General features: G+C 66.1%; 10 protein-coding genes and 1 pseudogene. 3 read left to right on the top strand and 8 right to left on the bottom strand.

The window, feature by feature from the left end; translation table 11 throughout:
- Nucleotides 1-93 precede the first annotated feature (93 nt).
- The 3 genes from ttcA to AC1DKD_RS34495 form a co-directional block, all read right to left on the bottom strand.
- Nucleotides 94-1,026 (bottom strand): tRNA 2-thiocytidine(32) synthetase TtcA, encoded by a 933-nt coding sequence (gene ttcA / locus AC1DKD_RS34505; RefSeq protein WP_045236154.1) that lies wholly within the window; start codon nucleotides 1,024-1,026, stop codon nucleotides 94-96.
- A 138-nt stretch (nucleotides 1,027-1,164) separates the two neighbouring features.
- Entirely contained in the window at nucleotides 1,165-1,566 is a 402-nt protein-coding gene (locus tag AC1DKD_RS34500) for a dihydroneopterin aldolase (protein WP_035870426.1), read from the bottom strand.
- Nucleotides 1,567-1,627: 61 nt separating this feature from the next.
- Nucleotides 1,628-2,455: an SDR family oxidoreductase gene (locus tag AC1DKD_RS34495; RefSeq protein WP_477104705.1), complete on the bottom strand. Its 828-nt coding sequence runs from the start codon at nucleotides 2,453-2,455 to the stop codon at nucleotides 1,628-1,630.
- 15 nt (nucleotides 2,456-2,470) lie between these two features.
- Here AC1DKD_RS34495 and AC1DKD_RS34490 point away from each other — a divergent pair, with 15 nt between their 5' ends.
- Nucleotides 2,471-3,670 (top strand): class I SAM-dependent methyltransferase, encoded by a 1,200-nt coding sequence (locus tag AC1DKD_RS34490; RefSeq protein ID WP_441635704.1) that lies wholly within the window; start codon nucleotides 2,471-2,473, stop codon nucleotides 3,668-3,670.
- A 29-nt stretch (nucleotides 3,671-3,699) separates the two neighbouring features.
- Nucleotides 3,700-3,894 (top strand): DUF2905 domain-containing protein, encoded by a 195-nt coding sequence (locus AC1DKD_RS34485; RefSeq protein ID WP_035870430.1) that lies wholly within the window; start codon nucleotides 3,700-3,702, stop codon nucleotides 3,892-3,894.
- A gap of 7 nt (nucleotides 3,895-3,901) precedes the next feature.
- On the opposite strand, the gene AC1DKD_RS34480 is transcribed toward AC1DKD_RS34485, so the two are convergent.
- The 4 genes from AC1DKD_RS34480 to AC1DKD_RS34465 form a co-directional block, all read right to left on the bottom strand.
- On the bottom strand, nucleotides 3,902-5,137 hold the full coding sequence (locus AC1DKD_RS34480) for a multifunctional CCA addition/repair protein (protein WP_441635702.1): 1,236 nt from the start codon (nucleotides 5,135-5,137) through the stop codon (nucleotides 3,902-3,904).
- An 8-nt stretch (nucleotides 5,138-5,145) separates the two neighbouring features.
- The gene (locus AC1DKD_RS34475) at nucleotides 5,146-5,835 is read right to left on the bottom strand and encodes a glutathione S-transferase family protein (RefSeq protein WP_477144278.1); all 690 of its coding nucleotides are present in this window, start codon (nucleotides 5,833-5,835) and stop codon (nucleotides 5,146-5,148) included.
- A gap of 222 nt (nucleotides 5,836-6,057) precedes the next feature.
- The gene (locus AC1DKD_RS34470) at nucleotides 6,058-7,083 is read right to left on the bottom strand and encodes a complex I NDUFA9 subunit family protein (RefSeq protein WP_441635698.1); all 1,026 of its coding nucleotides are present in this window, start codon (nucleotides 7,081-7,083) and stop codon (nucleotides 6,058-6,060) included.
- 95 nt (nucleotides 7,084-7,178) lie between these two features.
- Nucleotides 7,179-9,131: a lytic transglycosylase domain-containing protein gene (locus AC1DKD_RS34465; RefSeq protein ID WP_441635697.1), complete on the bottom strand. Its 1,953-nt coding sequence runs from the start codon at nucleotides 9,129-9,131 to the stop codon at nucleotides 7,179-7,181.
- Between the two features lie 96 nt (nucleotides 9,132-9,227).
- Here AC1DKD_RS34465 and AC1DKD_RS34460 point away from each other — a divergent pair, with 96 nt between their 5' ends.
- Entirely contained in the window at nucleotides 9,228-9,836 is a 609-nt protein-coding gene (locus AC1DKD_RS34460; RefSeq protein WP_441635695.1) for a 5-formyltetrahydrofolate cyclo-ligase, read from the top strand.
- A 178-nt stretch (nucleotides 9,837-10,014) separates the two neighbouring features.
- Here the strand turns inward: AC1DKD_RS34460 and AC1DKD_RS34455 are convergent.
- Nucleotides 10,015-10,973: pseudogene (locus AC1DKD_RS34455) on the bottom strand (IS3 family transposase); the annotation flags it as partial.
- Between the last annotated feature and the right edge of the window lie 135 nt (nucleotides 10,974-11,108).

The following is an 11,108-nucleotide window of genomic DNA, read 5'->3' as shown; positions in this document are numbered from 1 at the left end:
CCCCGAAGGGGTGGTGAAACTGCCTTTGACTTTAAGCCTTTGACGTTGACGTTAGGCAGTTGCAAGTTGCAAGTTGCAACCAACAACAAACCCTCACTCAACAACAGCCCCACCCACCACCCCCTTCTCAAACCGAACAAACTCCAACTTGTTCTCCTCCATCCCACCAGCAAAAACCAACGGCTGCTGCGAAAAGGTGGTCTCGCCAAACAGCGCAGCCTCATCCACCTTCGCCAACCCGGTAGCCAGCCCATTGAAGTCAAACAAATCCGTATCTGCCAGATGCGAAGGCACCACGCTACGCAGCGCGGCAAAGATATTGTCGGTGCGGCCCGGATTCTGCCGCTCCCACTCGACCAGCATCTCCTTGACCTTCTTGCGCTGCAGGTTCTCCTGCGAACCGCACAGATTGCACGGAATAATGGGGTACTCCATGGCGCGCGCGTAGGCGGCGATGTCCTTTTCCGGGCAGTAGGCCAGCGGACGGATCACGATATGCTGGCCGTCGTCGGTGGCCAGCTTGGGCGGCATCGCCTTCATCTTGCCGCCGAAGAACAGGTTCAGGAAAAAGGTCTGGATGATGTCGTCGCGGTGGTGGCCCAGCGCGATCTTGTTGGCGCCCAGTTCCTTGGCGGTGCGATAGATCACGCCACGGCGCAGCCGCGAGCACAGCGAGCAGGTAGTCTTGCCCTCGGGCACCTTCTCCTTGACGATGGAATAGGTATCCGCATCGACGATCACATATTCCACCCCCACCGATTTCAGGTAGGCGGGCAGGATATGCGCGGGGAAGCCCGGCTGCTTCTGGTCAAGGTTCATCGCGATCAGCTTGAACTTGACCGGCGCGCGCTTCTGCAGCGCCATCAGCACCGACAGCATGGTGTACGAGTCCTTGCCGCCAGACAGGCACACCAGCACCGTGTCGCCATCCTCGATCATCTTGAAATCGCCGATGGCACGGCCCGTCTGCGACTGGAGATAGGTCTCCAGGCGGAAGAAGTTCTTGGAATGCGTGGTGGCGGTCATGGCAATAAGGCGACGGGGCGACGGAGACAACAAGGAAAAGGCGAAGCGGCGCACAGTGCGGCAGTTGCATCACATGCAGGCTGCCGGGGCCGGACAACCGGGTATTTTACCGTGGCCGGCCTCCCCGCGCCGGCCGGCTTACTCGCTCTTGATATGGAAAACCTCGACGCCGACGGAATCGCAGTCCGGGTAGACGTCGGGCTTTTCGGTCGATACGCGCACGGCGCGCACCTTGGGGTGCTTGAGCATGGCGCGCGCCACGTCGTCGCACAGCGTTTCCTGCAGGTGGACGTGGCCTTGCGCCATGCGCTCGGCCACGGTGTTGCGCATGAAGTCATAGTCCACCACTTCCTGCAGCTTGTCGTCGTGCGGCGTGCTCTGGGCCAGCGGCACGAACAGGTCGATATTGATCAGCACGCGCTGCTCGCCTTTTTTCTCGAATTCGTGCACGCCGATATTGATCTGCACTTCGTAGTTGCGCAGGAACATGCGGCGGCAGTCCTGCAGGCTGGGGTGTGTGAGGGCGGCGAGCATGGTCATGATGGAGAGAGGGGAAAAAGTAGGAAAAGGCACGCGCGGTCTGGGACGCGCGCCGGGTACGTCATTCGGTCAGGAACATCACGTCGCGCGCGAGCGGCATCAGGTGCTGGCCGCCGTCGACGTAAAGCGTGGTGCCGGTCACGGCGCGCGCCTCGGCCAGGTAGGCCACGGCCTGCGCGATGTCCTCGGGAGTGGACGACTGGCCCAGCGGCGTCATGCGGTGGGCGCGCTTGAAGCCGGGGCTCGACTGGTCGCCTGAAACCATGGTGATGCCCGGCGCCACGCCCACCACGCGCAACTTCGGCGCCAGGGCCTGGGCCAGTTGTACCGTGGCGGTCTGCAGCGCCGCCTTGGACAGCGTGTATGACAGGAAATCCGGATTGAGGTTGTCCAGCTTCTGGTCGAGCAGGTTAATCACCACGCCGCGCTGCTTGTCCGACAGCGCCCGATGCATTTCGCGCGCCAGCAGCAGCGGCGCGGCCACATTGGTGCGCATATGCGTGTCGAGCGAGGCATAGGAAAAGCTGGTCGCCACGTCATATTGGAACAGCGAGGCATTGTTGACCAGGCAGGTCGGCACGCCCAGCGCTTCGCTGCAGGCAGCGATCAGTCTGGCGGTGGACGCCTCGTCGGCCAGGTCAGCCTGCAGCACCGCCGCCCGGCGGCCGCCGGCGCGGATCTGCCCGGCCAGCGTCTCGGCCTCGGCCAGCGAGCGGTGGCAGTGGACCGCCACGTCCCAGCCGCGGGCGGCCAGTTCCAGCGCGATCACGCGCCCGAGCCGGCGCGCGGCGCCGGTCACGAGCGCAACGCCGCGCGCGGGGGTAGCGGAGGCTGCGGCGGCGGTGGCGCCGGCAGGCGATGCGGAGTCAGGAGATTCGGAGGCTGGCATTGCTACAATCGCGGTATGCACAAAGGCGCTAGTTTACCCCTTCCCCCCGCGGACGCACTCTCGGCGTCCGCCGCGCTGACCGCGCACATCGGCCAGGCCATCGACGACGCAGGCGGCTGGCTTGGTTTCGACCGTTATATGGCGCTTGCGCTATATGCGCCCGACCTGGGCTACTACAGCGGCGGCGCCGCCAAGTTCGGCCGCGACGCGCGCGACGGCAGCGACTTCATCACCGCCCCCGAACTGAGCCCGTTCTTCGCCCGTACGCTCGCACGCCAGTTCGCGCCGCTGCTGGCGCAGGGCCTGTCGCAGTTGCTGGAATTTGGCGCCGGCACCGGCCGGCTCGCCGCCGACCTGTTGCTCGCGCTGGAGCAGGAAGGCCAGTTGCCTGAGCGCTACGACATCGTCGAACTGTCCGGCGAGCTGCGCGCGCGCCAGCAGGCCACGCTGGCCGAACGCGCCCCGCACCTGGCGCCGCGCGTGAGCTGGCTGGATACGCTGCCCGGACATTTCGAAGGGATCGTCGTCGGCAATGAAGTGCTCGATGCCATGCCGGTGCGGCTGTTTGCCCGCAGCCATGGCCGCTGGCTGGAGCGCGGCGTAGCCCGCCGGGACGACGATGCCGGTGAAACGGACGCCGCCTTTGTCTTTTCCGACCGCCCGGTAGCAGCCGACGCCCTGCCCGAAGCGCTGCACGCCGTGCCCGGCGACCACGACATCGTCACCGAAACCCACGCCGAGGCGGAAGGCTTCATGCGGGCGGTGGGTACGATGCTGACGCGTGGCGCGGTATTCCTGATCGACTACGGTTTTCCCACTGCGGAGTATTACCATCCGCAGCGGGTCGGCGGCACGCTGATGTGCCACTACCGCCATCACGCCCACCCGGATCCCTTCCTCTACCCCGGCCTGCAGGACATCACCGCCCACGTCAACTTCAGCGGTATCGCCCACGCCGCCGCCGATGCCGGGCTGACCGTCGCCGGCTTCGCCTCGCAGGCGCGCTTCCTGATGAATGCCGGCATCACCGAGTTGCTGATGGCGCTGGACCCCAACGACACGCGCAATTTCCTGCCTGCGGCCAATGCGGTGCAAAAGCTGCTGTCCGAGGCCGAAATGGGCGAGCTGTTCAAGGTCATCGCGCTGACCCGCGACTTCGATGCGGCGCTGCCGCTGGCGGGATTCGCGCGCGGCGACCGCAGCCACGCGCTATAGTCCAGGCACCTCACCTCAGGCACGCCAACATGCTGCGCTGGACTTTCACCATCTTCCTGGCCGTCATCGTGCTATCGGCGGCGCTGCCGTGGCTGCAAAAGCTGGGGCTGGGCCGGTTGCCGGGGGACCTGCGGTTCCGGTTGTTCGGACGGGAGATTGTGTTGCCGTTTGCTTCGACGATCTTGTTGTCGATGGTGGCGTTGCTGGTAGGAAAGCTGCTGTAGCGGCCCCCTACTCTCCCAGCCGCGCCGCCACCGCCGCCACCCGCGCCGCATGCACGCGATCCTTGATCAGGCTGACGTTGTCAGCGCATTCCCGCGCCACCGCCCCCGCATCCACCGAAGCCGCCGCCTCCAGCGCCATCAATAACCGCGCCGTCTGCGGATACTCCCGGTCCTCGAACCCGAGCCGCCCGCGCGCATCGGCCTCGCATGCCTGCAGCGCCTGCGCAAAACGCCCCGGCTTGCGCAGCGCATCGCAACGCTCCAGCAGGCGCGTCAATGCCGCCGCGCCGAACGCCTCCGAACGATGGATATTGCCGTGCTCGCGCGCCACCACCACCGCCAGATCGCGGCAGTCGGTCGGCACGCGCAGGCGCTTGCAGACGGCTTCGAGCAATTCCACGCTGCGCTGCTCATGTCCGAGATGGCGCGGCAGCACATCATCCGGCGTAGTGCCCTTGCCCAGGTCATGCACCAGCGCGGCAAAGCGCACCGCCAGCGAGCCTCCCATCGCGGCGGCGGTATCCACGACCATCATCACGTGCACGCCGGTATCCACCTCGGGATGGTAATCGGCACGCTGCGGCACGCCCCACAGCCGGTCCAGCTCGGGCAGAAGGCGCGCCAGCGCGCCGCATTCGCGCAGCACCTCGAACATGCGCGAGGGCCGCGCCTCCATCAGGCCGCGCGCGAGTTCCTGCCAGACGCGCTCGGCCACCAGCGCGTCGACCTCGCCGGCCTCCACCATGCGCCGCATCAGCACCAGCGTCTCGGGCGCCACGGTGAAATCGATGAAACGCGCGGCAAAGCGCGCCACGCGCAGGATGCGCACCGGATCTTCGGCAAAGGCATCCGATACATGCCGGAACTGCCGCGCGGCAAGATCGCGCTGTCCGCCGTAGGGATCGATCACGGGGCCGGCGAGCGCGCCGCCGTCGTCCACCGCCTGCGCCATGGCGTTGATGGTGAGGTCGCGCCGCACCAGGTCGTCTTCCAGCGTCACGTCCGGCGAGCAGTAGAAAGCAAAGCCCTTGTAACCCGCCGCGGTCTTGCGCTCGGTGCGGGCGAGCGCGTACTCCTCCCTGGTCCGGGGATGGAGAAAGACCGGGAAATCCTTGCCCACCGGCTTGTAGCCGGCGGCTTCCATCTCGGCCGGGGTCGCGCCCACCACGACGTAGTCGCGGTCCTGGCTGGGCTGGCCCAGCAAGGCGTCGCGGATGGCACCGCCTACGGCATACACCTGCATGGACATGCTCAATGGTTGATCACGATCGCGTCGGCGCGATCGGGGGCCAGCCGGTAGGGCTCGTCGGACGCCAGGAAGTCGCGCTCTTCGCGCGCATCGGCGATCCAGGCCTGCATGGCCGGCAGCGCGAGAATGAAGTCCGCGTATTGCTTGGCGGCATCGGGCAGGTGGATGCCATAGGTGGCAAAGCGGCTGACCACCGGCGCGAAGTACGCATCGGCGATGGTGAAGGTGCCGAACAGGAACGGACCGTCGGCGGCATGGCGCGCGCGCAGCTCGGACCAGATCGTGGCGATGCGGCTGACATCGCGCTGTACCGCCACGTTCCAGCCGCGGCCCGGCAGCACCGCGGTGACGTTCATCGGCAACTGGCTGCGCAGGTTGACGAAACCCGAATGCATCTCGGCGCAGATCGAGCGCGCGTACGCCCGCTGCGCGCGGTCGRCAGGCCACAGTTGCTTCTCGGGGAAGGATTCGGCCAGGTATTCGGCAATCGACAGCGTATCCCACACGGTGATGTCGCCATCGACCAGCACCGGCACCTTGCCCGTGGGCGAGTGCTGCGCGACGGCTTCCTCAAACCCCGGCGCGAACAGGCGCACCTTGATTTCCTCGAAGGCGATGCCGGCATGCTGCATCAGCAACCAGGGGCGCAGCGACCAGGACGAGTAGTTCTTGTTGCCGATGACGAGCTTCATCGCGAAATCCTTGCAGGAAACATGGGGGAGAGTGAGGCCGGGGCAAACCGCCACGCGATGGGGCGGGCGGGACAACGCGCCGGCGAACGAACCATTGTAGCCAGCCGCGCCGAGCCCCTCAAAGCGAATTACGCTCGCAGCGATGTGAATCCAGGTCACAAGCGGGCAGCCTGGCCGGGTGCCTGATCAACCTGCGCCCGGCCGCGCCGGGCGGCTGATGGCTCAGCGATATACGCTACGCCGCAGAACCTGCATATAGCTCTCGTGCCCACGGCCCGCCAGCACGTCGGTCATCACCACTTCGAGCCCCACCGGCTGGCGCAGGCCAAGTTCGGGCGCGATAGCCCCGTGCATGACGCTGTCGAGCCGCATGGAGTCGAGGTTGTCGCGCGACATCACCGGCGCGCCCGGCAAATGTTCCAGCATGGCCGCCTGCACGCGCGCGAGCGCGTCAGGCAGGTGCAGGACCGGGCGCGGATGGCCGCTGGCGCGGCCGGCATAGCGCACCAGTTCCTCCAGCGTATAGACCTGCGGTCCCGCCAGGTCGTAGGCGCGGCCGATGGTAGCCGGCGCGGCCATGGCGTTGACGAAGGCCTGCGCCACGTCCTCCACGTACACCGGCTGAAATTTCGCCTGCGCGCAGGCCAGCGGCACCACCGGCGCCAGTTGCTGCATATGGGCGAAGAGATTGAGGAAATGATCGTCGGGGCCGAAGATCACGGACGGCCGGACGATGGTCCAGTCCAGGCCGCTGTCGCGCACGACGCGCTCGCCGTCGCCCTTGCTGCGCARGTACATCGACGGGCCCGAGCTGTCGGCGCCCAGCGCGCTCATGTGCAACAGCCTGCGGACACCGGTGCGCCTGCAGGATTCCACGATGCGCCGCGGCACCTCCACATGCGCAAAGGCGAAAGCCTCGCCGTAGGGCTCGGCGCGTTCGCCGTGGAGAATCCCGATCAGGTTGACGACGATGCCCTCGGTGCCGAGCGTGCCGATGGCCGCGTCCAGCGCGACATCGTTTCTCACGTCCAGCCCGGTCACCTCCACCCGTGGCAGCAGCAGCAGGTGCTGCGCGTGCTCCGCGTCACGGGTGGCGACCACGATGCGTTCAGGGTCGAGGGGCGGCTCCACGACGGTGCCAGGCTCCAGCGGCGTGGCCGATGCGGTGGCAACGCCTGCCAGCCGGGCTACCAGATGACTGCCGACGAAGCCGGCCCCTCCGATCACTAGAACATTGCTGATCTGCATGGATTTCTCCGTGGCAAGGCATGACTGGCGCGTTCTCCAGGGCTGGTGAACGCACCGGCAACCGCATTGGCCGGCAGACCGCGCGCCCCTGAGGCTCAGGGCAGGCTGGTGGTGGTGACCTGCGACGGTGCCACCATGCCCAGGCGATCCTTGAGCGACTGCGGCCGGCCGCTCATCAATGCAGCATAGTACGTGGCGTTGGACAGCACGTTCTTGACGTAGGTCCGGGTCTCCGAAAAAGGAATGGTCTCGGCGAAGATCGCGCCCTCGACCTGGCGCTGCAGGCTGGAGCGCCAGCTCTTGGGTCGGCCGGGACCCGCGTTGTAGGCAGCCGATGCCAGCGTCCAGGAACTGTCCAGGTCGGTAAAGACCATGCTCATGTAGTTGGTGCCAAGCATGATGTTGACATTGGGATCGCTCATCATCGACGGCGAGAAGTCCGACATGCCGATCTTGCGTGCGACCCACTTGGCGGTGGCCGGCATCACCTGCATCAGCCCGTGGGCGCCCGCCGAGGAGCGCGCGTTCATGATGAAGCGCGATTCCTGGCGCACCAGGCCGTAGGCCCATGCCATGTCCAGGCCCACTTCGTCGGTGGCACGCTGCATGATGTCGCGGTACGGCATCAGGAAGCGCAGCGAGAAGTCGTGCTCGGCCTGGGTGCGGTCGGCGGTGTTGACTGCGCGGTCCAGCAGCTCGATGCGGCGGGCGTAGTCGGCGGCGGCCAGCAACTGGCGGTCAGTCATGCCGCGCAGCTCCCAGTTCCACTCGCGGTTGCCCTCGAAGCGCAGGTTGAGATCGTATAACTTCTGCGCCCGCAGGAAGCCCGGGCGGGTGCGCATGGCGTTGACCTCGGCATCGCTGACCTGGGTGCGGGCCGGCAGCACGATGCGATTGCCCAGTTCCTCGCTGGCCAGCTGGCCGTAGAAGCTGAACTGGCCGGCAATCGACTGGAACTGCTTCTCGGCCTCGGCGCCACGGTTGTCCGCCTTGAGCGCGCGGCCGTACCAGTAGGTCCAGGCCGGGTCCTTGGCGCGCAGTTCGGGGCGCATCAGTTCCACAGCCTGGCGCACCTGCTTCCAGTCGCCCTGGCGCAGCGCGGCGCGCACGCGCCACTCCTGGGTTTCGTCGGACAGCCACTGGTTGCCGCCCTGGTCGATCTGGCGGCGGTAGTAGCCGGCGGCTTCGGGCGCCAGCTTCTTGGCCGCGAACTGGCCGATCACGCCCCAGCCGGAGCCCTGCTCGTCGCGCGACAGGCTGCCGGCGTTGGCACTCAGGAAAGCCGCGGCCTGGGCGGGATCGTTGCGCGCCATCTTGACCACGGTGGCGAGCGTGTTGCTGTCGCCGCGCGTGTCAGGCGCGGTGGCGGCGATGCGCGCGGCCAGGGTCACATAGTTCTGCTCGAGCGCCTGGCGCGCCTGGAAAGCCACGTCGCTGGGCTCGATCTGGCGGCTTTGTGCCAGGTAGCCGATCAGGTCGACACAGCCTTCGCCGTAGTACCTCGGATCGCTCAGCGCGGCGCGTGCATCCGCCGCCACGTTCTGGCCCTTGAGCGCACGCGACAGCAGCGCATAGCATTCGACCTGCGTATCGTCCTTGAGCACGAACTGCGGGTATTCGACGTCGAAATTGGCCCAGTCGCGCTTCTTGCCCAGCACCAGCAGCCAGTCGTTGCGCATGCGGTCGGCAATGGCTTCGCCCTTGTAGCGCTGCAGGAAAGCGCGCACCTGGTCGTCGGGGGCGTCGATACGGGCCAGGCCGCTGGCGTCGAACATCTGCGGCTTGATGCGGAAGTACTCGACGTAGGACGAGATCGGGTAGTCCACCAGGGTGGCGGAGATGGCGTCGGCGCGGACCACGTCGTTCTTGCGGGCGGCTTCGCGCAGCGCCACGAAAGCGTCGTCGGGGTTGCTCGGGATGGTGAGCGACTGCGGTTGCTGTTGCGGCTGGGGCTTCTTCTGCGCAAATACCGGCGTGGCGAGCAGCGCGCACGCGATTGCCGCCAGGGCGGCCTTGGCCGCACGCTGCGGATATACTCCCTTCGGCATTCTTCTTCCTTGTTGTGACGGTCGGGCAAGCCCATTCGAGGGCGCTCGTCCGACCGTGCAATGTTTGGTCAACCGCAGACATTATCCCACGCAGCCATGCCAAGCGACGACGTTCGCGACCCCTCCGGCGAGCCCGGAAAGCCTGATCCCGGCGTGCAGCGAGCGGCGCTGCGCCGCCAGCTGCTGGCGCTGCGCGGCGCATTGCCACAGCGCAGCGCCGCAGATGCCGGCATCGAAGCCACGCTGAGCGCACTGCTGGAGCGCCTGCCCGTGCATCGCCTGGGCTTCTACTGGCCAATCCAGCAAGAGTTCGACGCCCGTGCCGTGGTCTCGCGCTGGCTGGCCAGCGCCCCCGGGCGGCAAGCGGCCCTGCCGGTGGTAAGCCGGCCGGGCTCGCCGCTGGATTTCCACCTGTGGGAGCCGGCTACGCCGATGATTGCCGGGCATTACGGCATTCCCGTGCCCGACGGCACGCCGCCCTTGCTGCCAGACGCCCTGCTGATTCCATGTGTCGGTTTCAGCGCGAATAAGTTCCGCCTGGGCTATGGGGGTGGGTTCTATGACCGCACGCTGGCGGCGCTGGCTGCCGGCGGGAACGCGCCGGTTGCGATCGGCATCGGGCATGAGGCCTGCCGGATTGCGTTGGAGCCGCAGGAGCATGATTTGCCGATGGATTGGGTGGTTAGTGAGGGGGGGGTGTTTTGAGGGATTGGGGATGTGTCTTATTGTGGGGGTGCTCGCGGTTTCTTTGAGCGGCGGTGGCTCTTGCGCCCAACGGGCCGTACGACATCCCCTGAGATTCCCCTTGTTTTTCGCCTTCCAAGGGTAAGGGAGTCAAGCCGCCATGTCCCGTGGGTGTTCCCAGTCCCGGAGGTACTGTGCCGCAGTTCCCTTTGCGACTCATCGAGCAGACCATGCCGTAATCCACCAGCTTGGCCTGGAAGGCCTGGCTAGCATACTGGCTGCCTCGGTCCGAGTGGTGAATCAATCCCGGTGCGGGCTTGCGGCGGAACCAAGCCATCGCCAGCGCATCTGTCACGATATCTGCCGTCATCCGGGGCCGAATCGACCAGCCAACCACTTCGCGGTTGAACAGGTCAAGCACGATGGCCAGATACAGCCAGCCTTCGTCGGTCCAGATGTAGGTCATGTCCGCCGTCCAAACCTGATTTGGCGCGGCGGGCGTGAAGTTGCGCTCCAGTCGGTTCGGCGCGATCGGCAGCGAGTGCCTGGAATTCGTCGTTGCCCGCCAGCGCCGCTTGTGCCGGGCGCGAATGCCGTTCTCGCGCATCAGCCGCTCGACCCGTTCCTTGGAGGCTGGGAAGCCTCGCGCACGGATTTCCCGGAGCATGCGTGGCGATCCATATGCGCCTTTGAGCTGGGCATGGGTCGCGCGGATCAACGCCATCATTTGCGTATCGGTCAGGCGCTTGCGCGACGGTGTGCCGCCGCGCTTCCAGGCCCGATAGCCGTTCACACTAACCGTCAGGACATTACAGAGAATCACCAGCGGATAGGTGGCTCGTTCCCGCTCGATCCAGGCGTACTTCACAGAAGGTCCCTCGCGAAGTACGCCGCTGCCTTTTTTGCGATTTCAAGCTCCATCGCCAAGCGCTTGTTCTCCGCGCGCAGGCGCGACAGCTCCATCTGTTCAGCAGTCACAGGCTTGGCACCAGCCCCATTGAGCTTGCCGGCCTCGGCGGCCTTGCGCCAGTTGCGCAGTGTCTGATCAGACACGCCCAATTCCGCAGCCAGCTCTCCTGTCGTCTTCCCGGCACGCAGTTGCCTGACGGCCTGTTCCTTGAACTCCGCAGTGAATTCCTGTTTCGGTATCTTTCGCATTTCGCTTCCTTCCAACTGGTTGAGGTTATACCTCACCTCTTGGAAGGCGAAATTTCGGGGGAAGCTCACCCCCTGTGGGGTTGGTCGCAGTTTCTTTGATCGGCGATGGTTATTGCACCCAAGTGCGTACGACAT

The organism is Cupriavidus sp. 05T313 (genome assembly GCF_056396665.1).
Note: the sequence above shows the minus strand (reverse complement) of the source record. Positions and strands in the feature narration are given on the sequence as shown.

Bases quoted from the DNA above. Each gene is read 5' to 3' on its own strand.
- ttcA (WP_045236154.1), bottom strand. From the start codon at position 1,026: ATGACCGCCACCACGCATTCCAAGAACTTCTTCCGCCTGGAGACCTAT.
- AC1DKD_RS34500 (WP_035870426.1), bottom strand. From the start codon at position 1,566: ATGACCATGCTCGCCGCCCTCACACACCCCAGCCTGCAGGACTGCCGC.
- AC1DKD_RS34495 (WP_477104705.1), bottom strand. From the start codon at position 2,455: ATGCCAGCCTCCGAATCTCCTGACTCCGCATCGCCTGCCGGCGCCACC.
- AC1DKD_RS34490 (WP_441635704.1), top strand. From the start codon at position 2,471: ATGCACAAAGGCGCTAGTTTACCCCTTCCCCCCGCGGACGCACTCTCG.
- AC1DKD_RS34485 (WP_035870430.1), top strand. From the start codon at position 3,700: ATGCTGCGCTGGACTTTCACCATCTTCCTGGCCGTCATCGTGCTATCG.
- AC1DKD_RS34480 (WP_441635702.1), bottom strand. From the start codon at position 5,137: ATGCAGGTGTATGCCGTAGGCGGTGCCATCCGCGACGCCTTGCTGGGC.
- AC1DKD_RS34465 (WP_441635697.1), bottom strand. From the start codon at position 9,131: ATGCCGAAGGGAGTATATCCGCAGCGTGCGGCCAAGGCCGCCCTGGCG.
- AC1DKD_RS34460 (WP_441635695.1), top strand. From the start codon at position 9,228: ATGCCAAGCGACGACGTTCGCGACCCCTCCGGCGAGCCCGGAAAGCCT.